18 protein-coding genes and 1 pseudogene are annotated in these 23971 nt (G+C 31.0%); 7 read left to right on the forward strand and 12 right to left on the reverse strand.

Translation table 11 applies throughout. The annotated features are described in order from the left end of the window. Positions 1 to 78 precede the first annotated feature (78 nt). The 3 genes and pseudogenes from AC0L4B_RS00585 to AC0L4B_RS00595 form a co-directional block, all read right to left on the reverse strand. A pseudogene (locus tag AC0L4B_RS00585) lies at positions 79 to 1556 on the reverse strand (DUF389 domain-containing protein). Between the two features lie 9 nt (positions 1557 to 1565). Continuing rightward, positions 1566 to 2648, reverse strand: coding sequence for a mannose-1-phosphate guanylyltransferase (locus AC0L4B_RS00590; RefSeq protein WP_473438105.1), 1083 nt, complete (start codon positions 2646 to 2648; stop codon positions 1566 to 1568). A 29-nt stretch (positions 2649 to 2677) separates the two neighbouring features. Next, the gene (locus AC0L4B_RS00595; RefSeq protein WP_473438106.1) at positions 2678 to 3277 is read right to left on the reverse strand and encodes a SprT-like domain-containing protein; all 600 of its coding nucleotides are present in this window, start codon (positions 3275 to 3277) and stop codon (positions 2678 to 2680) included. Between the two features lie 124 nt (positions 3278 to 3401). Here AC0L4B_RS00595 and AC0L4B_RS00600 point away from each other — a divergent pair, with 124 nt between their 5' ends. Continuing rightward, positions 3402 to 3947: a CIA30 family protein gene (locus AC0L4B_RS00600; RefSeq protein ID WP_473438107.1), complete on the forward strand. Its 546-nt coding sequence runs from the start codon at positions 3402 to 3404 to the stop codon at positions 3945 to 3947. Positions 3948 to 4094: 147 nt separating this feature from the next. Here the strand turns inward: AC0L4B_RS00600 and AC0L4B_RS00605 are convergent, their stop codons facing one another. The 4 genes from AC0L4B_RS00605 to AC0L4B_RS00620 all read right to left on the reverse strand — a co-directional run bounded on the left by AC0L4B_RS00605 (position 4095) and on the right by AC0L4B_RS00620 (position 9236). Next, positions 4095 to 6197, reverse strand: coding sequence for a glucan 1,4-alpha-maltotetraohydrolase domain-containing protein (locus tag AC0L4B_RS00605; RefSeq protein ID WP_473438108.1), 2103 nt, complete (start codon positions 6195 to 6197; stop codon positions 4095 to 4097). A 481-nt stretch (positions 6198 to 6678) separates the two neighbouring features. Beyond that, positions 6679 to 7272 (reverse strand): porin family protein, encoded by a 594-nt coding sequence (locus tag AC0L4B_RS00610; RefSeq protein ID WP_473438109.1) that lies wholly within the window; start codon positions 7270 to 7272, stop codon positions 6679 to 6681. 43 nt (positions 7273 to 7315) lie between these two features. Beyond that, on the reverse strand, positions 7316 to 8083 hold the full coding sequence (locus AC0L4B_RS00615; RefSeq protein ID WP_473438110.1) for a membrane metalloprotease: 768 nt from the start codon (positions 8081 to 8083) through the stop codon (positions 7316 to 7318). Between the two features lie 94 nt (positions 8084 to 8177). Beyond that, on the reverse strand, positions 8178 to 9236 hold the full coding sequence (locus tag AC0L4B_RS00620; protein WP_473438111.1) for a hypothetical protein: 1059 nt from the start codon (positions 9234 to 9236) through the stop codon (positions 8178 to 8180). 348 nt (positions 9237 to 9584) lie between these two features. Between AC0L4B_RS00620 and AC0L4B_RS00625 the strand changes: the two genes are divergently transcribed. The 5 genes from AC0L4B_RS00625 to AC0L4B_RS00645 all read left to right on the forward strand — a co-directional run bounded on the left by AC0L4B_RS00625 (position 9585) and on the right by AC0L4B_RS00645 (position 15259). After that, positions 9585 to 10100, forward strand: coding sequence for an RNA polymerase sigma factor (locus tag AC0L4B_RS00625; protein ID WP_473438112.1), 516 nt, complete (start codon positions 9585 to 9587; stop codon positions 10098 to 10100). Positions 10101 to 10152: 52 nt separating this feature from the next. Then, positions 10153 to 11067 carry a FecR family protein gene (locus tag AC0L4B_RS00630; RefSeq protein WP_473438113.1) on the forward strand — a complete coding sequence of 305 codons (915 nt, stop codon included), beginning with the start codon at positions 10153 to 10155 and terminating at the stop codon, positions 11065 to 11067. Beyond that, positions 11054 to 13591: a TonB-dependent receptor gene (locus AC0L4B_RS00635; RefSeq protein ID WP_473438114.1), complete on the forward strand. Its 2538-nt coding sequence runs from the start codon at positions 11054 to 11056 to the stop codon at positions 13589 to 13591. The genes AC0L4B_RS00630 and AC0L4B_RS00635 overlap by 14 nt, the downstream gene beginning before the upstream one ends. A gap of 188 nt (positions 13592 to 13779) precedes the next feature. Next, positions 13780 to 14850 carry a hypothetical protein gene (locus AC0L4B_RS00640; protein ID WP_473438115.1) on the forward strand — a complete coding sequence of 357 codons (1071 nt, stop codon included), beginning with the start codon at positions 13780 to 13782 and terminating at the stop codon, positions 14848 to 14850. Positions 14851 to 15052: 202 nt separating this feature from the next. Then, positions 15053 to 15259 carry a hypothetical protein gene (locus tag AC0L4B_RS00645; RefSeq protein WP_473438116.1) on the forward strand — a complete coding sequence of 69 codons (207 nt, stop codon included), beginning with the start codon at positions 15053 to 15055 and terminating at the stop codon, positions 15257 to 15259. A 99-nt stretch (positions 15260 to 15358) separates the two neighbouring features. On the opposite strand, the gene argS is transcribed toward AC0L4B_RS00645, so the two are convergent. After that, positions 15359 to 17143 (reverse strand): arginine--tRNA ligase, encoded by a 1785-nt coding sequence (argS, locus tag AC0L4B_RS00650; protein WP_473438117.1) that lies wholly within the window; start codon positions 17141 to 17143, stop codon positions 15359 to 15361. Positions 17144 to 17497: 354 nt separating this feature from the next. Here argS and AC0L4B_RS00655 point away from each other — a divergent pair, with 354 nt between their 5' ends. Continuing rightward, positions 17498 to 19546 (forward strand): tetratricopeptide repeat-containing sensor histidine kinase, encoded by a 2049-nt coding sequence (locus AC0L4B_RS00655; RefSeq protein ID WP_473438118.1) that lies wholly within the window; start codon positions 17498 to 17500, stop codon positions 19544 to 19546. A gap of 7 nt (positions 19547 to 19553) precedes the next feature. Here AC0L4B_RS00655 and ctlX read toward each other — a convergent pair whose 3' ends face one another. The 4 genes from ctlX to AC0L4B_RS00675 form a co-directional block, all read right to left on the reverse strand. Beyond that, on the reverse strand, positions 19554 to 20486 hold the full coding sequence (gene ctlX, locus AC0L4B_RS00660) for a citrulline utilization hydrolase CtlX (RefSeq protein WP_473438119.1): 933 nt from the start codon (positions 20484 to 20486) through the stop codon (positions 19554 to 19556). A gap of 132 nt (positions 20487 to 20618) precedes the next feature. Further along, a complete protein-coding gene (locus tag AC0L4B_RS00665; protein ID WP_473438120.1) occupies positions 20619 to 21305 on the reverse strand; it encodes an SDR family NAD(P)-dependent oxidoreductase in 687 nt (228 codons plus the stop codon). Next, positions 21295 to 22254 carry a M28 family peptidase gene (locus AC0L4B_RS00670; RefSeq protein ID WP_473438121.1) on the reverse strand — a complete coding sequence of 320 codons (960 nt, stop codon included), beginning with the start codon at positions 22252 to 22254 and terminating at the stop codon, positions 21295 to 21297. The genes AC0L4B_RS00665 and AC0L4B_RS00670 overlap by 11 nt, the downstream gene beginning before the upstream one ends. A gap of 94 nt (positions 22255 to 22348) precedes the next feature. Then, the gene (locus AC0L4B_RS00675; RefSeq protein WP_473438122.1) at positions 22349 to 23971 is read right to left on the reverse strand and encodes a pyruvate dehydrogenase complex dihydrolipoamide acetyltransferase; all 1623 of its coding nucleotides are present in this window, start codon (positions 23969 to 23971) and stop codon (positions 22349 to 22351) included.

The raw sequence follows: 23971 nt of genomic DNA on the forward strand, positions 1-23971 counted from the left end.
TAAAACAAGAAAGAATTTACAACCATGAAAATGATTATAAATTCTTCCTTTTTTTATCAATAAAACTTTAGCTATAATTTATCTAACTTGATTAACGACTAAAGTGTCCAACTTAAGTTTAAGTTTTAACCAACGATACAACTTATCTCTTTCTTTTGAAATTTGACTAGCGTTAACTAAACTATCATTCCATTTGACATTAAACACTGCTAATGTATCTATCTTTTTGAAGTTAGAATTGACAACGCTTGCATAAGATAAAGACTTAATGTTTTCGTAGTTAATATTAACCTCTTTTGTTAACTCCTCAAAAGGGACATAACCACGTTCAAGTTTTGACAATTCTCTAACCTTGTCTTCTAGGAATGTTATTTTTTGTTGCTGACTCATTAGGTCTAAAGAGTCTCGTGTACGTAACTCTTCCATATATTCAAGGTTATTAATCTGTCTGTTTTTTGACTGATTTATTAATAATTTTGAACTTTTTAAATATGAATATTCCTGCAAACGATTTTCTAAAAAATGTATCATATCATCAGAAATAACATCTGTTCCAAATGTTGTTAACTCGATATTAGATTCGCCATTAGGCGAATAATTTGGAGTCGCATATTTCTGGATATAACTAGCGTTTGGTAAAGACTTAAGTTCTGTATTAATAAAGTCTTTAGCATCTACTTTAAACTGGCTTTCTCTTAATACATTTAAAAAAGTAAACATAGCAGGTATCATAACTACTATTGCTACCAATGATGCAATTCTTGCTGTACGCTTACGTTTAGCTGAATTAGCATATTTAAGCATTGGAAAACGCAATATTTTAAGTACTAAAAAAGTTGCTAAAGCTATAAAAATGGTATTAATGGTAAACAAATACATAGCTTGACCAAAATACACCCAATTACCTTTTGCTAATCCATAACCTGCTGTACACAATGGTGGCATTAATGCTGTAGCAATTGCTACACCAAAAATTACTGAAGCAATAGTACCACGTTTGGTACGTGCAATAATTAAGGCTAATCCACCAAAAAAGGCAATTAACACATCACGAATATCTGGTTGTACACGTCCTAAAAGCTCTGAAGTATCTTCGCTTAAAGGGAAAAACCTAAAAACAAAAAAGCGGTTAATAAACTTAACACAATCATAATTGCTAAGTTGATTAAGGATCGTTTTAAAGTATCAATATCATTTATTGCAATAGATAATCCAACACCAAGTATTGGACCCATTAATGGAGATATTAACATGGCTCCAATAACAACTGCTGTACTATTTGCATTTAAACCAATAGAAGCCACAAAAATAGAACATATCAGAATCCATGCAGTTGCACCTTTAAACGGTATATCTGCTTTTATAGCTTCAATAGTTGCATCACGATCTGTATCCTCTCTAAAATCTAACAGTTCTTGCAAAAAGGTTTTTATACTTTTAAATAACCCTTTTGCATCTTTTTTAACTGCTTGCTTTTTTTGGTCTACAGCTTCTTTTTGTTTCTCGTCATCAGAGAAATCAAATTTATTTTCTTTTGGTTTGTTGTTTTCTTCCATTTTTAAAACCTATCCATAATGTTCTCCATATTGGTCTTTCACCTTTTGAAGGACTTTTTTAATATCTTGTTCTTTAGACTTTGGAAAGATAAGTAAAACTTCGTCCTTATCAACAATTATATAATCTTGTAATCCGTCAACAACAACCACTTTATCAGATTTAGTACGTATCATGTTTCCTGAGGCATCTTCTGTTAAAGTTTTAGCATTAACAACAGCATTATTATTATTGTCTTTATCTAATTTATCATATAAACTTCCCCAAGTCCCTAAGTCATTCCAGTCAAAAGTTGCTGGTATAACATATACGTTAGTTGAAGATTCCATAATAGCATAATCTACAGAGATGTTTTCCGCTTTAGCGTAATTATCTCTAATAAAATCGTCTTCAAACTCTGTATTATAAGTTGACAAACCGTTGTTAAATAGCTCAAATAATTCTGGTTGTTTATCTCTAAACGCTTTAACTACGCTGGTCGCACTCCACATAAATATTCCTGCATTCCATAAAAAGTTTCCTTGATCTAAAAATTGCTTAGCGGTTTTATAATCTGGCTTTTCGCGAAACTGAACCACGTCGCTAATATTTTCTGCGGAAGCGTTACCACACTCGATATAACCATATCCTGTATTTGGAAACGTTGGTTTAATCCCTAAAGTCATTAAGGCATCATTATCTTGACAATATTCAAAAGCCTGTTTTACGTTTTGAGTAAATGCAGTCTCGTCCTCAATCCAATGATCACTTGGTGCAACAATCATGACTGCATCAGGATTTTCTTTTTGTATTTTAAGACTTGCGTATAGGATACAAGGTGCTGTATTACGCATTGCTGGCTCTAAAACCACTTGACGTTGCGTAACCTCTGGAAGCTGTTCTAAGACTAAGTCATTATACTTCTCATTGGTTAAAATAAAAATATTTTCTTTAGGAATTAATGCACTTAAACGACTAAACGTTTTTTGAATTAAAGTATCTCCAGTACCTAACATATCATGAAATTGCTTAGGAAACTCTGATGTACTTACTGGCCAAAATCTAGACCCTACTCCTCCTGCCATTAAAATGGCGTAATAATTTTTATTCTGCATGTCTTGGTGTTTTGTATTTGGTTAGCTTTTTAATTATTAATTATATCGACTTCTGCATTGGCATTAAACAAATAGACTTTACCTGTTTTAACCTCAACACACTCATGACGAGTACGTCGCTTTGCACCTTTTTTAAACACACGACCATTGTGTATTTTGAAGTTTTGATGCAAAGGTACTTCAAATATAAAACTTTTATTATTTGGAGCGTCCAATTGTTTTAAAGCTAAGGCGAGTTGCACATCTGTATCGCTGGATGCCTTTGGGTTTTTAAAGTGTTTTGCTAAATGTGGAAGTAAATTATCTGGAAAAACATCAGGATTTATAAAAGGCAACATTAAATGCTGAAAGGTACGCTTCCACTCTGCTCCATGAGGTTTAATATGTCGTCCAAATTTAGAAAAAGCTTCTAAATGTGCAATTTCATGAATTAAAGTAATTAAGAAACGGTATTTGTTTAAATTACCATTAACGGTAATTTGATGTTTTCCATTTGGTAATCTTCTATAATCGCCATGTCTGGTTTTTCGTTCTTTTTTAACTTTTACTACCAAATGGTCATGTGATAAAAGTTGTAAAACTTTTGGAACTGCTGCTTCTGGAATGTAATAAGAAATGGTGTTTTGCATTACTACAAAAATAATAGATTTATGCAAAAAGAAACAAAATTGACCTATTGATTTTTAATCTAAAACTAGTTACCAATTAACAATACTTTAAAAAAAACACATTTTGAATGTTGTATATTTATATATGAAATACTTATTAATAATAGCGACTATATTTATGACCTCAGCAACTGGATTAACAATAGATTTTGGAAAAGATAAAACTGGAGCGTCTTGGCGAATAGTTAATGATGGCGTGATGGGTGGATTATCTACCTCTGAAATAAATCTAAAAGATGATAGCCTATTGTTTACAGGAAATGTTAGCTTGGAAAATAATGGTGGTTTTGCTAGTGTACGTACCTTAATAGATAAAGGTGCTTTAAACAATTGTAAAACCATGATAGTACGTTATAAGAGTAGTAGTAACAATCGCGATTTTGGATTGTCTTTAAAAAGCAGCCAACAGTATTATATACCTTATTACAAACATATATTTAGTCCAAAAAATAAAGATTGGGAAACCATTGAAGTACCATTATCCAAATTTAAACACTATAAAATTAGTGAGGTCATTGGCAATAACATGCCAATTGAGGCTTTAAAAGACGTTTTTAATATTGCTATAATTATTAGCGATAAAAAAGAAGGTGAATTTAATATTGAAATTGACTATATCAAGTTTATATAAATATCATTTTGTTAAAAGGTAAAACCAACTAAGATTTATTAAAAAAATAAATGAATCTCAGCTTATAAATTTTATACTATTCAAGTGATAATAAAAAGAGCTACCTAAAAGGCAGCTCTTAATGTCTAAAAAGAAAAAAGAATTAAATTACTCTAAACTAATCTTTTTATTAATGATTTTACCGTTTACAGCGACTCTTAAAAAATAAAGTCCGTTACCTAACTTTAAATCATCTCTATTAAATGTAATAGTATGCTTTCCTTTATTAAGCGTGTTAGAATACACATTAGTAGATGCGCCTTTAAAATTTATAATTTTAACAGAAACTATCCCCTTAGTATCTTTGATATTTACATTTAAAAACACCTTATCTTTTAATGGATTCGGGTAAAAAACAAAATCACTAACTGTAGAATTTTTATTAGAGCTTAATCGCATATCTGTTGGAGTACTATGCCATGCGTTATTATAGTAATAAGGCTTGTTTGAACACGTGCTCAAATTTACCGTTTGATTATTTCCGTTATAACTAAAAATAATATTTGAGCAGTCTTGACCTATTGTTATGGTTTTATATCCATTATTAGACTCTTTTAATTGTGTACCAGGCCATTCTCCGCTAGTGGCTTCTTGATTATTATTCCATGTGTAAACATGAGTATAATCTTTTACGTAAATTTTAAAACTCCCTGATGTTGTATTTGGAGGAGATGCGTGCCATGAATTGTCATAATAGTAAGGCATGTTTGAACAAGTAAATAAATCATCCGTTTGATTCCCTCCATTATTACTAAAAATAAGGTTTGAACAGTTTCCTGTCACTGTTGCAGAAAACCAACCATTCCCTTCATTATTAAGTGTTGTTCCAGGCCAAGCTCCATTAGTTGCATTTAAGTTATCATCCCAACTATAAATAGTAGAATAATCTTGTGTATAAACCTTAAAAGTACTTGTATCGTTATCATTACCTGTTGTATCGTCATTATTAGTCCAAACTGCATAATTATTTCCAGAAGCAACAAGAGACCAATTAGATCCAGAAGGAGACCAGTCATTAGGTCCTATCTTCATTGCAACATCATAATTATTTCCATTTACAATAGCTGCATAAAGACCGTTTTGAGCAGTATTAATTGTTACATTACTCTGACTGTGAATACCCGCATTTTTTCGAATCGCAATTAAATCACTAATCTCTCCTTTTACCGCATCTCCCCAATCAAATAAATGTGGCCAATAGATACATGGTACACCAGGATGTGTTAGTAGGTAAGCATAAGTTTGTACAACATTGCCACTATTTAATACATTGTTTGGTGTGTCATATCTTGGTGTATCATGATTTTCAACAAACGTTGTATTATTTCTAGGGTCCCATCCTATTCCTCCAGAGGCTTCGCCATTATTTGATAAATAAGAATAATTGTTGTCTCTTATTACAGATTTTAAAGTAAAATAAGTTGGAAAATCAAAAGCAGTAGATCCAGTACCATCTGTCCAATCTTGAATTACTTGCTTATTAGAGTTGTAATTTTCTCCAACCGAAAAAGTTGGGTTAGTTGCACCATTATACAATGTATAATAATAATTATCAAAACCATGAACAAAATCGTATCTCCATCCTTTATAACCTATATTTTTTAGATTATTTAAAAAATTGATAATACTGTTTTGAACATATGTTTGTGTATGATCAATATCTCTTGCTGCTTCATACGACGTTCCTGTATCATAATTACCTCTTGGGTTAGTATTAAAATACTCTGGAACACTCCATACTTCGTCATTAGAGGTAATAGCATCTGTTCCCCATTCTGGATTTGTAAAGTCTACATAATTAGTTGAACCTACTCGGTGATTTATTACAATGTCTGCAATTGGTTCTATTCCTTTTGAGTTTAGTGCATTTAATAAATCTAAATGCGCTTGTAAACTCCCATAATTATTTTCAAAATTATTAAGTTCTCTTGGCAAATAACCTTCTAATGAACCTGCATCACTTGGAGGTGGAAGCCATATCATATCGATACCCATATCTGATATTTCTTGGGACAAATTATTAACAATATTATACCAGTTGTTGGGATTATTTGCTGCAGATTCCCAATAGAAACCTTGAAGCATTACACGATCATCATTTTCTCGCTGTGCTGTTAAAAGAAAGCTGTTGAGAAAAGCAAAAATTAAGCAATACATTTTAAGTGAAAAATGTCCTAATTTGAATGTTTTAAAATAAATTTTGGTTGTCATATTTTTATTTTATTGATTAATTATCAATAATATAGCATTTTTTTAACCTTATATTTACTTTAAAAACAACTACAACGTTTTCGGGTTAATAACTTTTAAAAATTTAACAGTTACACACAGAATATTGACGGATTTTACCACAATATTGAGATAATCATAATTAATTGATGAGATTCTGTTTATTCGGAAATATAATCGCGTTAAATATCATTATTCTTATAATCCATAAGACTGATTATTTAATTAAACTAACAATACATATTTAGTCAATTTTTAAGTACGAAAACAACTTTTAGGTATAGAAATACAAGAAACATGTAACGGTTTTATGAGGCTTTAAAAATCGTTTTTAATTTTGGCTTAGTTATTAGCAATAAAATAAAAGGTGAATTTAATATTGAAATAGATTGTCTCAAGTTTATATAAAAAAAACGCTCTCAAAATATTGAGAGCGTTTTTTTATAAATCGAATAGAGTTGTGTTAAAAAGCAAATCCAACCGAGAATTGCCAAACTCTGTTTTTAGGTTCTCCTTCATCATACACATCTCCTAATCCTAAATGGTAACGTGCACCAAGAGTAACGCCAGATTCTGTTTTGAAACCTGCCCCAAAATTAACTCCGTAGTCAAAATTATTTGGTTCAAACTCTTGAGACGTATCAAATAAATTAAAGTTTGCATCATAAGTTTCTTTATGAGAAATAGCATAACCTATTTGCGGTCCAGCTTCTAAATAAAACGTGCTGACAGGATATAATTTTAGTAATAAAGGTAAATTAATATAATTAAGTTTTTGAGTGAATATACCTGCATCTGTTTCAATTTCATAACCTTGTTGTGAATACATTACTTCAATTTGTATAGCAGCAAACTCGGTAAAATAAGACTCTCCATACAAACCAACATGAAAACCACTACGTTGACCAGTCTCTGCTTCTCCATCATATTGTACTGAAGCTAAATTATAACCTGCTTTTAATCCTCCGTTTGATTTACTTTTCAAGTCATTATCTTGTGCTTGACTTATAAATAATGCACCAAAAAATAGTGCTATTGCTACATATTGCTTTTTCATAATATTAAATTTTAAGTTATTATTTGTAAATGATAATTGGTAATTATTTTCCACCATTGGCTTGCAAGTCTGCAATACATTGCGCGTCTAATTGTGGTGCACTGCCTCCTGAAATCATATCCATAACATTACTTCCAGATTCGGCTTGCCAATACATTAAACAGGACTCAACATCACAATGTTTAGGATGCTCTAAATCTTCGTGATCGGACTGTAAATCCGAACCTAAATTTGTTAGTCCAAGTATATGACCAAACTCATGCGTTATTACTGTTGTTTCTAAAATTGATTGCGTGTTACCTAAAGTACCAGACGTTAACTCTTGAATAGTTTCTTGATATATCACAAATGATGTATTACGGTAGGCTGTACCTAATACAACACCTTCGTCTGTATTACTTGCAGACGCTCCATCTGCAAAAAATGCCCAAACTGTTATCTGGTTATCATTGTTAAACAAGGTGCGATTAGCATCCTCTATTGCTATAATTTCTTGATTTGTGTAAGGTGATTGATTTGTTGTTGAAATAGCTCTTTTTTGTACCGTAATTCCGTCAGGTTTAAATGTTCTATCTTCTAAAAAAGATACAAAATTATTAACTGCTGTTTGTGATGGTTCAAATCCGTCAATATATACTAACTCAACTACTAAACTGGTAAAAGTATTGTCTGATAATAAATCGTTTGCAGAGGTACCAACTGCTAATTGATTGGCTTGTTCTGGTGTGTCAAATGTTTCGGTTTGAGCATCATCACTACTACAAGACCAAATCAGACCCAAAACCACAACTAAATACATTACTTTTTTCATCTTACTATTTTTTCTTTTTACTTATTTTAAAATTGCTGCCTCTAAGTTTAGAGACAGCAAAGTTAACAAACTAATAACCACTTAATTTACTTATCTATATTTGTGTTAACACTAAATTTAGTGCTGCATTGGTAGTACTTTGTAATGATATTGATGTGTTGCTATAACTAGTAACTACCCAGTTTTGATTTAAAATATTAAACGTTGCGTTGTTACTAAACGTTAGGTTTACGTATACTTCTGTTTGTGACGTTACTTCGAATGTACCTTGAACATCTTGTACTGTTGTATTAACAACATTTTCAGCTACAAGTGATAAATCATTGGCAAAATCAATTGTGAATTCAGCAAAATCTACAGCTGTATCAACTCCTGCTTCAATAATAGATTGCACTTCAAAAATACCATCTACTAAAATCATTTCAACCTCATCCGCATCATTTTGAGCTTGCTCTTCAATTGATTCTAGACCTAAACAATCAGAGATTTCTGCTTGTAATTGTGCGTCACTATTAATAGATATGGTTTGAGATGTATCTCCTTCAACCGTTGCTGTAATTGGATAGTTAACAGAAAATAACTGATCGTCTCCCATACTGTTTATGTACGTATATAATTGTTGTTCGGTTTCAACAACAACACTTCCTGTTTGTTCAAAATCTAAACTGTAAGTCAATATTGTAATTGGAAAGTTAAAGTCTATACAAGAAATTGCGTCTTCACCTGCATCTTCTAACGTTTCGCAAACATTCATAATTTCGTCATAATCAGACTGGCTAGCTATAACAACTTCAGTATAATTGCTTAATGTTACTGCAAACGGAAATTGTAATACTACTGTATCGTCATCATTATTAAATTGAGCTAAAATATCAATAACTTGTTGGTAATCTGACTGACTAATAATACTTACCTGAGTCCCATTAACGGTTGCTGTAACTGGTAATATAATAGAAGAACAAGACACACCATCTAAAAAGTCATCAAATGATCCATCATAAGCAGAAGCACGCTCAAGGTTACTTGCTGTTTGAGAGTTAGCTGTGTTTGTATTTGGATTGTCTCCATTTTCATTATCAATTTCATCTTGACAAGATGTAAATAAAAAGATGGCTAATAGACAAAGTGCTGTAATTGTTTTTAAGTTTTTCATAATTTTTAATGATTTGTAAATTTAATTTTTCTTTTTGTTAATTGTAGTTTAATACTTTTTGATTTTTCTTTTTCAAAGCTATTTTTTCGCCTTTCTATAGGTAAGACAATTGATTTTTATTTTACCCTACCCTAAAATTTTAATTAATTGATTTATTGTGTAAATTATAGTTGTAAAGCTTGATATTATTACTGCTGTAAGTATGACTTCTATTATTGTACTAACTTTTTCGGTATTCATATTTTTATATCTTTGGACTAATATGTACTTAAGACAACCCTAATTATTTTTACCCTACTTTTGGTTTCAATTATTTTTAATTATTGTCTTTAATACTATAAATGATATATGACAGACAGACCAAACAACCTTTGTGAAGATCAGTTTTTTAGTGATTTTTATTTAGAGCACGTGCAAAAAGCTAGCAACTTTGCTTATTATAAATGTGGTGATAATGCTAAAGCTTTAGACTTAATACAAGATGCGTTTTCTAAGATTTGGGAACATTGTGCTAAAATTGAATTTAGTAAAGCCAAAACTTATTTATTTACTTCAATAAATAATATGTTTTTAAATACTATAAAGCATAATAAAGTAGTCATGGATTATGCAAAAGCTGCTCCATATATAGATAGAGATAACCAAAGTCCTGAATATTTATTAGAGGAAGAAGAATTTAAAACCAAGTTACAACAAGCCATAGCTTTATTAACTGACGGTCAACGTGAAGTCTTTCTATTAAATAGAATTGACGGAAAAAAATATCGTGAAATAGCAGAACTACTTGGTATCTCACAAAAAGCAGTAGAAAAACGAATGTCTGGTGCCTTAAAAACTTTAAAGCAGCACATTAAAAATATTTAATAAGTAGGGTAAACCAAGACTAAATTGTCTTAAGATTGAAGGACTTGCAACAATGAAAAAAGAAAACGACATATTAAAATGGTTTGATGACCAATTAACCAAACCAGAACTTGATGCTTTAAAACAATCTGAAGATTTTAAAACTTTAGAAAAAATTAAGCATTATAGCTCACAAATGGAAGCTCCAAAAGTAGATGCGCAACAAGCTTTAGCTGCTTTTAAACAACGTCCATTAACTAAAACCGAACCTAAAGTTATTAGCTTAAACTTTAAAACCTTTTTTAAAGTTGCAGCAATGCTTATTGTTATGCTTGGCATCTCATACTTTGCCTTTTTTAATAACACCAAAAATTTTGAAACAACAGTTGCTCAAACCCAAACATTTAAATTACCTGATAACTCTGAGGTAATATTAAATGCAAAATCTAGCTTATCTTATAATTCAAAAACTTGGGACGATAAACGCGATTTAACGTTAGATGGTGAAGCCTTTTTTAAAGTTGAAAAAGGGCAAAAATTTACCGTTAACACAACTGCAGGGTTAGTACAAGTCTTAGGTACACAGTTTAATGTTAAAGAGCGTGACAATTATTTTGAAGTCGTATGTTTTGAAGGTTTGGTAAGTGTAACACATAATAACCAAACTATTAAACTATCAAAAGGCAAAGGTTTTAAGGTTGTTAATGATAATATTGAATTAATAGATAACACAAAGTCAACCTCTCCAAGTTGGCTTAAAGCCGAAAGTACTTTTACTAACATTAGCTTACAACAAGTCATTGCAGAAGTACAACGTCAATATGATGTAACTATTAATGCTGATGCTATAGACACTACACAATTATTTACAGGTACTTTCACACATACCAACTTAAATACTGCATTACAAGCCATAACAATACCTCTAAAATTAAGTTATAAAATTAATAATACTACTGTTACCTTATATAAATATGAAGGGCAATAACTGGCTAACTTACTGTTTAATATTATGGATCACTATTGGTTTTGGTCAAACTAAAAGTTTGCCATTAGCAGATTACTTAATAAGTATCCAAGAACAATTTGATGTAAAATTTAGCTATGCTGTAGACGATGTTGCTAACATCAACATACCTCAACCGGAAGGTAATTTAAATTTACAGCAAACGTTACAACATTTAAACGCTAATACCTTACTAAATTTTAAAACTATAGATAGTCGGTACATTACAGTTTCTGTCTTAGAAAAAACATTTTCTATTTGCGGTACTCTAGTTTCAGAAGAAACAAATGAAGCGCTTATAGGTGCTTCAGTTATTATTGATGATACTTATCAAGGTACAAGCACGAATTATAATGGTGAATTTAACTTAACTGAAATTCCGCTTAAAGCGACATTATCTATTTCTTATTTAGGCTACCAAACGCTAAAAATTTCAGCTAAAACATTATTCAACAATCAACAATCTTGTCCAACAATTACACTGTCAGAGGACAACCAAATGTTAACGGAAGTTTTAATTACTAAATACTTAACTACTGGTTTACAAAAATTTATAGATGGTAGCATTGTTTTAAATACAGAAGAATTTGGAAACTTACCAGGTTTAATCGAACCTGATATTTTACAGTCCATACAAGCTTTACCAGGCGTTGAAAGCGTTAACGAAAGTATTGCAAACATTAACGTAAGAGGAGGAACAAATGACCAAAACTTAATCCTTTGGGATGGTATAAAGATGTATCATTCTGGTCACTTTTTTGGGTTAATATCTGCTTATAACCCTAACTTAACCAACAAAGTTATTGTGACTAAAAACGGAACTAGCAGTCAATACAGTGATGGTGTATCAAGCACCATAAGCATGTATACTAAAGATCAAATTGAAGATACTTTTTCTGGAGGAGCTGGTGTAAATCTAATTAGTGCAGATGCCTTTTTAGAAATTCCTATTAGTAAAAAACTAGCATTACATGTTTCAGGAAGACGTTCTATCACTGATGTGATTAGCACACCTACTTATGACAATTATTTTGAAAGAAGTTTTCAGGATAGCGATATAAATATCAATTCTAATATTGAAAACAGTACAACTTCTTCGGATTTTGTCTTTTATGATTTTACTGCAAAACTACTTTTTGACATAAACAAAAAACATCGTTTTAGAGCTAATATTATTGGTATTAATAATAATTTAGATTACGCCGAAACTACTACTGATAGTGATAATACAACCACTTCAAAAACCAGTAATTTAGCTCAAGATAATCTAGGTTATGGTGGACATTGGCAAGCAGAATGGACAAAAAAGTTTAGCACAGATGTGTCTGGTAACTATTCTAGATATACAGTAGATGCTTCAGATTTAAGAGTCCAAACAGATCAACGCTTAACACAAGCTAATGAAGTGTTAGAAACCAGCATACAGGTTAAAACCAACTATAGTTTTACTCCGTTTTTAAATTTTTTAAATGGTTATCAGTTTAACGAGATTGGTATATTAAATGAAACTACTGTAACTGCTCCTTCTTATTCACGTACTAAAAAAGATGTTCTGTTAAACCATGCATTGTTTACACAAATAGAATACCATAAAAACAACACCTTTTTAAGGATTGGGCTACGCGGAAATTATTTTCAGAAATTTGATAAGTTATTAATAGAACCTCGTATAACTGCAAGACAAAAACTATCTAACCAATGGGCTTTAAAATTAGAAGGCGAATTTAAAAATCAATCTGCAACTCAAATTGTAGATTTTCAAGATGATTTTTTAGGTGTTGAAAACAGACGCTGGATATTAGCAGATAATAATACTATACCAATATCAACAAGTAAACAAGCGTCATTTGGTATAGATTATAGTAAACATAATTTAAATATTGATATTAATGGGTTTTATAAAACTGTTGATGGTATCACTGCTAGCAATCAAGGTTTTTACAACAACTTTCAATACCTAAGCGCCACAGGAGCTTACACAGCAAAAGGCATCGAGTTTTTAGCTAATAAAACTACTGATAAATTTAGTACGTGGCTAAGCTATACTTACAGTATAAACGATTATACTTTTGAGAGCTTTACACCTAGTATTTTTCCTAATAACGTAGACATTAGACATTCTGTTTCTTTAGCTATAAATTATTCCATAATAAAAAATTTAGAATTGTCAGTTGGTGGTATTTGGCATTCTGGACAACCATACACAAAACCTCTTGAAGCTAACCCAACAGTTGAAATTAACAACAATTACTATGTCAATTACGACCAGCCTAATAGCCAAAATGTAGACGATTTTTTACGTTTAGACACCTCTATTGGTTATACCTATGATTTTAATAATACGACTAATATAAGTCTAAAAGCAGGTGTGCGTAATTTAAGTAATGAAGACAATATAATTAATAGGTACTATCAAGTAGATCCTGAGGATACTAACAATACAATTGAGGTAAATAACCTGTCTTTAGGTTTAACACCAAACGTAAGTCTACGCATTAACTTTTAAGAGTTTACATCCAATATCTTTATTTAACAAAGAAACCAACCAACATCTGTATTTCAGTAAGTTACAAAAAACAAACCTGAAAACACCTATAGCATTTACAAATAAATAATGTTATGTTTGTATACCGAATGATTTAAAATCTTAAATTGGTAATCATATAATTGTTTTACTAAATAACTTATTATACAATGTTAAATGAAAAATTAAAGGCATTACAAACAGTTCTACAGCAAGACGTAGACTTTGCTTGGCAATGTAAAATGGGAACATCTGTATACAATCAAAGCAGCAGAAGCTTTGGTAGTTATCTAGAGTCGTCTTTAAACGCACATAATAAAGAAATTTCTCAGATTTTAGATGATATTGCTCGAGAACAAGCTCAAAATCAAGAGCCACCTAATTTTGATAATTACATTAGGTATTCAACTAGCTCGATGACACATAAAGAAGTCTTTGTTGGTGACAAATGGATAATCGTACCAAATACGGCTTGTGTAGATTTTAGGACGAGCTCATTAGGTGGCAGCAGAGCTTTTACTGTAACTGTAAGTAATGGTAGCGATTACGCTACGTTTACCTCAACCGAAAGTTTACAATCATACCAACAAAATCAACAACTTTTAGAAGCCGACCCAATACATTTAGAACTTCAAAATGATTATGTATCTAAAGAAGAATATGATTGGATGTTATTAGCCTCTCAGGTTTATGGTACAACTAAAAAAAATATTAGTGGTTTAGGTGACCTAGCAGAATTGTACAGCAGAACACCAAAAGAATTTAAAAGACATTATGCTTACAAGATTTCAAAAGTTGCAAAAAGCGTAGGTAAACCAGCAAAAGCAGGTAAAATATTTCATGGAGCTGAAAAGGTTATGAAAAAAGCAGGAAAAGTGGCAAAAGTTGGCCCTTATTTATCTGCAGGTACAATTATATATGAAGTTGGTGATGCGTACATAAACGACACAGAAATTAAACCACACACTTACGTTGACGGAACCCTTTTAGTGGTAGGTATAGCTGCTACAGCAGTTGGTGCTCCTGCAGTAGTTGTTGGTTTAGCTATATATGGAATTTTAGATTATGCTTTTAATATTAGCGAAGGGATTGACAATACTTTTGGAAGTGATTCTGACCTTTGGAATAACAAACCCATAAAGCATTTTCCTAAAAAAACAACTCCAATATTTAACGACGTAAAAATTGACAACACTTATGTTTCTCCTAACATAAAACTCCCTCCAAATTTTAATAATTAATGTTCAAAAAAATATTTCAAAAATTATTATTGGCATTTTATTGTACTTCAAAATGGTTAGTCAATAAAAAGATGCCAGAAAAAATTATTCCATCCACTATATTATTTTTTCTTTTCCTTTTACATTTATAGCTACTGGTTTATATCTAATACTAGCTTTATCATTAATATTAACTAACACTAAAAACTTAGCTGTTTTAGTTATGGGTGGATTTATATTTATTACACCTGTTTATTATTTAGCTTCAAAAATGGCTAAAAAAGGTATTGCTAAATGGGATATTACTAAACACTACAAAACATTAACTAAAAACGATAGAGCTAATAAAATCACACTTGCTTTTATTGTTTTTTGGGGAAGCTTTATTATTCAGTTTTGGCTTGCCAACATGGCTTTAAGCTCAAAATAACCAAGCTCACTATAGATAGAAAACATAAAAATGTATTAAATAAAAAAAACGCTTTCAAGAGATTGAAAGCGTTTTAATATATCAATTAAATAAGACTTATTACATACGCTCTGGTACGTTAATTCCTAATAAGCTAAAAGCATTTTTAATAATATTAGCTACAGTTTGAGATAATTGCACTCTAAATACAATTTCATTTTGTGTTTCTGCACCTAATATTGATACGTTTTGGTAAAAACTGTTAAAGGCTTTTACTAAATCATATGTATAGTTAGCTATTAAAGCAGGACTGTGGTTATTAGCTGCAAGTTGTATAACTTCTGGAAACAACTGTAATTGCTTAATTAAATCACGTTCTTTATCTTCTAAAGCAACATCACTAGGTTTAAGTGTTACACTAGTATCAACATTAGCTTTACGTAAAATAGATTGTATTCTAGCATAAGTATATTGAATGAAAGGACCTGTATTACCTTGAAAGTCTATAGACTCTTTTGGATCAAATAAAATACGTTTTTTAGGATCTACTTTAAGTATGTAATACTTTAAAGCTCCTAGACCTATTGTTTTATATAATTCTGCTTTTTCTTGATCTGTATAACCATCTAACTTACCTAAATCTTCAGATATGGTTTGAGCTGTATCAGCCATTTCAACAATTAAATCATCAGCATCAACAACAGTACCTTCTCTACTCTTCATTTTACCTGAAGGTAAATCTACCATCCCATAACTTAAATGAAATAAGTTTTTAGCCCAATCAAAACCAAGTTTTTTAATAATTAAAAACAGTACTTGAAAATGGTATTCTTGCTCATTACCTACAGTGTAAACCATGCCTCCAACATCAGGATAATCTTTTACACGTTGTATAGCTGTACCAATATCTTGAGTCATATAAACTGCTGTTCCGTCAGAACGAAGTACTATTTTCTCGTCAAGACCATCAGCTGTCAAATCACACCAAACCGATCCATCTTCTTTTTTGTAGAATACTCCAGATTTTAAACCTTCAGCAATAAACTCTTTACCTAAAAGATACGTTTGACTTTCATAATATAAGTTATCAAAATCAACACCTAGGTTTTTGTAGGTCGTATTAAAACCATCATAAACCCAACCATTCATCGTTTCCCAAAGGGCAACTACTTCTTTATCTCCTGCTTCCCATTTTTGAAGCATCTGCTGAGCTTCATTTAAAATTGGAGCTTCCTTTTTAGCATCCTCTTCTGTTTTCCCTTCGGCAACTAAAGCTGCTATTTCTTTTTTATATTCTTGATCAAATTTAACGTAGTAATTACCAACTAATTTATCACCTTTTAATCCTGTAGATTCTGGTGTTTCATTGTTTCCAAAACGCTTCCAAGCCAACATACTTTTACAAATATGTATACCTCTATCATTTATAATTTGAGTCTTATAAACTTTTTTACCTGAAGCTTTCAAAATTTCAGAAACACTATAGCCTAATAAGTTATTTCTAATATGTCCTAAGTGTAAGGGTTTGTTTGTATTAGGCGAAGAGTATTCAACCATAACAGCTTTATTTTCCGCGGAAGCGTCAACAAAACCATAATTTACATTTTGTTTTATAGTATTAAAAAAATCTACAAAATATGAAGCTGAGATTTCAAGATTTAAAAACCCTTTTACAACATTAAAAGCTTCAACTTGCTCTACATTTTGCACTAAATACTCACCAATAGCTTGACCAATTTGGACTGGGTTACCTTTTACAACACGTAACATAGGAAACACGACTACTGTAATATCGCCAGCAAACTCTTTTCTAGTTGCTTGAAACTCTACCGTTTCTAAATTAGCATTATAAATGGTATTAACCGCTTGTTTAATGTGTTGCTCTAATGTATTTTGAAGGCTCATGAATTGTACTTTTTTGAAAGAGCAAATATAGTATTTCTTCCAAGAAATTAGTATAATTTGATGGGCTTTATATGAGATTAAATGACCATTATAGGACTTATATTTTAAACCGATATAAATCAGTCTAAACCTGTTGTAATACTAGAGTAAAACAAATCTTACAGTTAGTCTGATTTTTTGGTATTACCACTTAAAAATTATGTTTTAAATATATTAATATTCATTTTTATGCTTTGAAGGAAAATCCCTCTATTTTCTTCTTTTAATTTCATTAACTTAAAAAATACATAGAATTTCATAGTTAATTTTGAGACATTCGCAATTTGCCATGTTTTATGTATAGTTATATTTTAAATGAAGAGACTACTTGTCCTAATTTTATTATGCAATGCAACCTTTAGTTTTTCTCAAGATGAAGAACTAGAGCGATTGACTATCCAATTAGCTTATCAAAATTCTGATTCGACTAAAGTCAAGACTTCTGTTAACATTATCAAACGCTTATTTGAATACAAACAATACAGTAAAGCCTTAAAATTTGTTGACAAAAGTGAACGATTAGCTAAAGATATTGACTACAAAAAAGGGCTTGCCAACATCATATTTTACAAAGCTAAAATATATAATGTCGAGGGTAAAACTCCAGAAGCTATTAAATATTATAAAACCGCTAAAAAACTATTCTTAAACATCAAAGATGTCATATCTGTAGCACAAATAGATAGCAATCTTGGAGTTATTGAAATTAAAAGAGGAAATTACAAAGACGGATTAACTCATGCATTAGCTGCTATAAATGAATTAGAAAAACGTGAACTATACGACGATTTATCCAAAAATTACCAAAGTCTTGCTAAAGCGTATAGCACTGTAGGTGATATAGAAAAAGCAATTGCTTTTAATCTAAAAAAACTAAACGTAGATAAAAAATCTAATAGCATAATAGGCTTAATACAAACCAATAAAAATCTAGGTAATTTATACTTTAAAAAGGAAAAGTATAATCTAGCCATCAATTATTTTGAAAGTGCTTTAGGTTATGCCAGCTCTGAAGATCATAGTTTACGAGCACAGATACTACCTCATTTAGGAAATGCTTATCTAAAAAATAATGATTACCGTATTGCAACCAGATATCTTGCAGAATCAATTAACATTAATAGACGTTTAGATAATAAAAACGAAATTTTAATTGCTTTAAATAGTCTAGGAGAATTAAACTTAAAACAAAACCGTTTACGTGCTGCTGAAGCACAACTACTTGAGGCTTCTAATTTAAGTCGAGTTATACATAACGACCAAGAGCTTTTACGCAATTACCTATTAATGAAGGTTCTAGACTCTACTAACGGTAAGTTTGACAATGCTTATGTTTGGCAAGGAGAATATTACAGGCTAAAAGAAAAAATAGACTCTGAAAAGATTGATCACAATCCAATAAAAGAAGTGGACACCATTGAGGAAGCCATGATAGAAGTCAATGCCTTATCACAAACCCCAGAATTAAATAACAACTCTATTAGCAGAAAGAAATTTGACAAATTTAAATTAATATTTTATGCACTACTTACTGCATTTGCTGTAGTATTAACCTTTTTTGTATTACTATTTGTAAAGCGAACAAACCGTTTAAAATATACTAAACAACTTGAGGAACAAAACAAGAAAATAGAACTACAAAACGAAGCTATTATAGAGCAAAGTAAACACCTAGAAAATATTAATAAAGTAAAGGACAAATTATTTTCTATTGTATCTCATGACTTAAAAGATACTTTAACTTCTACAAAGGGTTTTATTGATTTATTAAAAGAAGGACAATTATCTCAAGACGAATTTCAAACCTTACTTCCTGAGTTAAGCGAAAACGCCAACAACGCCTCATTACTTTTATTTAATTTATTAAATTGGTCTAAGTCTCAAATGCAATCTTTAGAACCAAAACCGTCTTTATTTGACATTCAAGAAGTGTTTATTGAAAAAGCTAAACTAATGGATCAAAAATTTGAATCTAAAGGTGTCACATTATTAGATAATACTTTACGTGATTTTGTTTTTGCAGACAGAAGCATGGTAGAGATTGTTATACAAAACCTTTTAGCTAATGCTGTTAAATTTTGTAATCATGGAGATAGTATCTCTATTTCAAATCAAATTAATAACGATAAAGCTATTTTAAGTATATCTGATACAGGTGTTGGTATTAGTAAAGATAATCAAGAGAAACTATTTGGAAATAATACGTTTTCAACTAGAGGAACTAATAAAGAAAAAGGTACTGGTTTAGGTTTAACTATCTGTAAAGAGTTAGTAGAATTAAATCAAGGGAGAATATGGGTAGAAAGCACTTTAAATATAGGGAGTACTTTTTACATAGAACTCCCTAAGAATAAATACAGTTAAAATTTAACTACGCCTTTGGAAGAAACACCTCTGCCATCATACAACGAGCACTTCCACCACCACAAGTCTCTATAGTGGTTAATGCACTAGATAGTATTGGACAATGTGCTTCAATCAAATCTTTTTGTGCTGTAGATAAACTATCATGAGCTGCTTGACTCATCACTAAATATAAAGCATCATCCTTACCTCTTACTTGTAGCATATTACCAGCAAATTGATGCATTTGCTTTTCAGTAATTGTTATAACCTTCTTTCCTGTTTTTTCTAAATTCGAAACAACTTGCTTTCTTTCCTTTTTATCATCAATTGTTTCTAAACATATCACAGCAAAAGTTTCCGCTAAACACATCATAACATTAGTGTGATATATAGGCAAACGTTTACCTTCTACTGTTTGATTTGCTGTAAAGACAACTGGTGTGTATTCAAAATCTTCGCAAAACTCAATAAACAATTCTTCATCAGCACGTGGTGATAAAGCACAATAAGCAATACTATTGACACGATCTAATAAAATACTTCCTGTACCTTCAAGAAAATAGCCTTCTTCTTCAGCAGAAGTATAATCTATAATATCTTTAATTTCAAAACCTTCTTTTTCTAATCTTAAAAAAATAGCTTCGCGTCTTTCACGTCTTCTGTTTTCTGCAAACATTGGATACATAGCAACATTTCCATTTTCATGAAAACTGACCCAATTATTCGGGAAAATTGAGTCAGGAGTATTCAACGCTTTGTCATCATTTTCAACAATAACATTTACTCCAACAGCTTTAAGCTTCTCTACAAAAGCATCAAATTCAGCAGTTGCTTTATTGTTAATTTCAGCGTTTTTTAAATCTATATCTTCTTGAAAATAATTATTTACAGCTGTTTCTTCATTCATTCTGAAATTAACAGGACGAATCATTAATATGGTGTTTGTAGTTTGTTTCATTGTTAAATATTTCGGCAAAAATAATTCAATTAAATATTAAATTCATTTAAAAAAAGTGAATTAATTACGTCTAGTAATATTACTTTAAACTTTAATGATTAATTTAAATCAATAAATCAACCATTTTCAATTTTATGGTGTAGAGTTAGATACTTGCAACAATTTACCATTATAAAACTGATGACCTGTTAAAGCAAAATTAGCAATATAATTTGCCATTTGCTCTGGAGTATTAGGTGCTTGGTAACCAGGAAAAGCTTCTTCCAACATTTCAGTTTGAACAGCTCCTAAAGCTAAAACATTAAATGAAGGTCCTAGATCTTTATACTCTTCGGCAAGCAACTCGGTTAAAGTTATTACTGCTCCTTTACTAGAACTGTAAGCAGACAAACCAGCAAATTTCATACTACCTTGTACGCCTCCCATTGAACTAATAGTTAATACATGACTATCCTTATTCATAAAAGGCAATACTATTTTGGTCATTTGAGCAACACCAAAAACATTAGTTTTGTAAACATTTTCAAAATCCTTCATACTGGTTTCAGCAAAAGGTTTATTAACTATTGCTCCAGCATTATTTATTAAAACATCAACATGTTTCCATTTATTTTGTATAAATGTTTCTACCTTAGAATAGTCTTCCTCTTTTGATAAATCAAACGGTAGGGCTGTCGTGTTTTTTAATTTTAAAGCTTCAATAGGTTCAGCATTTCTAGATAATGCCAAAATATTGTGTCCTTGATCTACTAATAGTTTGACTAATTCAAAACCAATACCTCTACTGGTTCCTGTGATGATTATATTTTTAGTTTTCATTTAAAATAATTTCTTTTTCTGAAGCATTAACAACTTTTTCTAAAACAGGTCCTAGATTATTTATTAGGTTAGTCATGAAAGTATAATCTAATTTATCTACCTCATCATCTACATGGTGGTAATAATCAAAATTAGTTAAATCGCAAGATGAAATAGTATGAGAAGGAACATTAAACTCTGTAAAAAACGCATAATTATCAGAACGTTTAAACAAACCATACTTTTTAGCAACATCTGAAGCACCAATTAATCTACTTCCTGCATGTTTATTAATAACATAAGCTAAGTTAGATTTTTCAAAACCTGTAATAAAGGCTTGATAATCTCTGTCTTTAAAAGGTACACCAATCATTTCTAAATTAATCATTGTATATAAATCAATATCAGCTTCTTTTAAGCGTTTAGCGATATGCTTAGAACCAAGTAAACCTTTTTCTTCGGCAGAAAATGTTACAAATAATACACTACGCTTATTTACTTTTTTAGCTCCAAAGTATTTGGCTAATGCTATCACGCCAGCAGTTCCTGCTGCATTATCATTAGCACCATTTGCTATACTATCGTTTTCAACAGTATTAATTTTCCCAATATGGTCATAATGCGCACCAATAACTACAAATTCGTTTTTCAACGTTTCGTCTTGACCTTCTAAAAAACCAACGACATTAAAAGCCTCTAAATCACCTACTTGAAATACATCTCTAAAGCTATCAAAGTAAGGTTGTAGACCTGCAGATTTAAAATTAGATTCAACATAATTAGCTGCTTCTGCAATCCCTTGTGTACCGACATCACGACCTTGTAAATCATCTGATGCCAAAATACTAACCATATTGGTTACTTCTTGAGTCGTTAACGAATAATCTTCTTGAGTTTCTGGATGGCTAACTTTTGTTTTGCATGCACTAACAACTACCAAAATAGCACTTAATAGTATGATTTTTTTCATATAAATATATTTATGTTTAAAGATAAAAAAATCCCAAATCAATTATATTGAAATGGGATTTTATATGTTTTATATTTCCGCTATAGCGAAAATATTATACTAGCATCGTCACTGGATTTTCAATAAACCCTTTTAATGTTTGTAAAAATTGTGCTCCTGTAGCTCCATCCACTGTTCTGTGATCACAAGCTAAGGTTAACTTCATAGTATTACCTGGTACAACTTGACCATTTTTTACTACAGGTTTTTGAACAATTGCACCAACAGAAAGTATCGCAGAGTTAGGTTGATTTATTATAGAAGTAAAACTTTCTATACCAAACATACCTAAATTAGAGATAGTAAATGTACTACCTTCCATTTCATCTAAAGATAATTTCTTTTTTCTAGCACGTCCAGCAAAATCTTTTACTGCTGCACCAATTTGAGGTAAAGACTGCTCATTGGCAAACTTAACAACTGGTACTAATAAACCGTCTTCTACAGCTACTGCTACACCAATATGTACGTGATTGTTTAATTTCATTTTATCATCAAACCACTGAGAGTTAACTTGAGGATGTTGACGTAATGCTAAAGCACAGGCTTTAACAATCATATCGTTAAACGAAATTTTAGTATCTGGAATAGAGTTATACTGCGCTCTAAATGCCATAGCATTATCCATATCAAACTCCACATTTAAATAATAATGAGGTGCTGTAAATTTAGATTTAGCTAAGTTTTTAGCAATTGCTTTACGCATTTGCGAGTTTGGTTTTTCATCAAAATCTTCTTGACCTGTAGCTACAAACTTAGCAACTGGAGCAGAGGATTGTGTTGAACCAACTGGAGAGAAGTTTTCTATATCGCGCTTAACAATACGTCCATTTTCTCCAGAACCATTAACTTGAGACAAATTAATTCCTTTTTCTTCCGCCATTTTTTTAGCTAATGGAGAAGCAAAAATACGTCCTGATGTATTTGTCGTAGTTTCTGCTTTAGGAACAGATTCTGTTTTAGTGTCTTGTTTTGGAGCTTTTACTTTGGTTTCTTGTTTTGGAGCATCTTCCTTTTTTGGAGCTTCACCACCAACAGTAAAGTTTTTAGCTATGTCAGCAACATCAGTACCTTCAGGTCCAATAATTGCTAATAATGAATCTACTTTTGCAGAATCACCTTCGTTTAAACCTACATATAATAAAGTTCCTGACTGAAAAGATTCAAACTCCATGGTTGCTTTATCAGTTTCAATCTCTGCAAGGATATCACCTTCTTCAACTACATCACCAACATTTTTTAACCATGAGGCAACTGTACCTTCTTCCATAGTATCACTTAACCTTGGCATAGTAACAACAGTTACTCCTTCAGGAATCTCTTGAGAAGTTGATGCTTCAGAAGTATCATCATTAGACTCTGATTCATCACTTGATGTTTCAGTTGCATCTGCAGAAGCTTCTTTAGTAGTTCCGTTTAGAATACCAGAAATATCTTCACCTTCTTCACCGATAATAGCTAAAAGTTTATCTACCTCAGTAGTTTCACCTTCTTGTACACCAATATGAAGTAAAGTCCCTTCGTGAAAAGACTCAAATTCCATAGTTGCTTTATCTGTTTCGATTTCGGCTAGGATATCACCTTCTTCAATTTTATCACCTACTTTTTTTAACCAAGCAGCGACAGTCCCTTCTTCCATGGTGTCACTAAGACGTGGCATATTTATAATTTCAGCCAT

This window comes from Olleya sp. NP1-10 (assembly GCF_055804415.1).

Bases quoted from the DNA above. Each gene is read 5' to 3' on its own strand.
- AC0L4B_RS00590 (WP_473438105.1), bottom strand. From the start codon at position 2,648: ATGCAGAATAAAAATTATTACGCCATTTTAATGGCAGGAGGAGTAGGG.
- AC0L4B_RS00595 (WP_473438106.1), bottom strand. From the start codon at position 3,277: ATGCAAAACACCATTTCTTATTACATTCCAGAAGCAGCAGTTCCAAAA.
- AC0L4B_RS00600 (WP_473438107.1), top strand. From the start codon at position 3,402: ATGAAATACTTATTAATAATAGCGACTATATTTATGACCTCAGCAACT.
- AC0L4B_RS00605 (WP_473438108.1), bottom strand. From the start codon at position 6,197: ATGACAACCAAAATTTATTTTAAAACATTCAAATTAGGACATTTTTCA.
- AC0L4B_RS00610 (WP_473438109.1), bottom strand. From the start codon at position 7,272: ATGAAAAAGCAATATGTAGCAATAGCACTATTTTTTGGTGCATTATTT.
- AC0L4B_RS00615 (WP_473438110.1), bottom strand. From the start codon at position 8,083: ATGAAAAAAGTAATGTATTTAGTTGTGGTTTTGGGTCTGATTTGGTCT.
- AC0L4B_RS00620 (WP_473438111.1), bottom strand. From the start codon at position 9,236: ATGAAAAACTTAAAAACAATTACAGCACTTTGTCTATTAGCCATCTTT.
- AC0L4B_RS00625 (WP_473438112.1), top strand. From the start codon at position 9,585: ATGACAGACAGACCAAACAACCTTTGTGAAGATCAGTTTTTTAGTGAT.
- AC0L4B_RS00630 (WP_473438113.1), top strand. From the start codon at position 10,153: ATGAAAAAAGAAAACGACATATTAAAATGGTTTGATGACCAATTAACC.
- AC0L4B_RS00635 (WP_473438114.1), top strand. From the start codon at position 11,054: ATGAAGGGCAATAACTGGCTAACTTACTGTTTAATATTATGGATCACT.
- AC0L4B_RS00640 (WP_473438115.1), top strand. From the start codon at position 13,780: ATGTTAAATGAAAAATTAAAGGCATTACAAACAGTTCTACAGCAAGAC.
- AC0L4B_RS00645 (WP_473438116.1), top strand. From the start codon at position 15,053: ATGGGTGGATTTATATTTATTACACCTGTTTATTATTTAGCTTCAAAA.
- argS (WP_473438117.1), bottom strand. From the start codon at position 17,143: ATGAGCCTTCAAAATACATTAGAGCAACACATTAAACAAGCGGTTAAT.
- AC0L4B_RS00655 (WP_473438118.1), top strand. From the start codon at position 17,498: ATGAAGAGACTACTTGTCCTAATTTTATTATGCAATGCAACCTTTAGT.
- ctlX (WP_473438119.1), bottom strand. From the start codon at position 20,486: ATGAAACAAACTACAAACACCATATTAATGATTCGTCCTGTTAATTTC.
- AC0L4B_RS00665 (WP_473438120.1), bottom strand. From the start codon at position 21,305: ATGAAAACTAAAAATATAATCATCACAGGAACCAGTAGAGGTATTGGT.
- AC0L4B_RS00670 (WP_473438121.1), bottom strand. From the start codon at position 22,254: ATGAAAAAAATCATACTATTAAGTGCTATTTTGGTAGTTGTTAGTGCA.
- AC0L4B_RS00675 (WP_473438122.1), bottom strand. From the start codon at position 23,971: ATGGCTGAAATTATAAATATGCCACGTCTTAGTGACACCATGGAAGAA.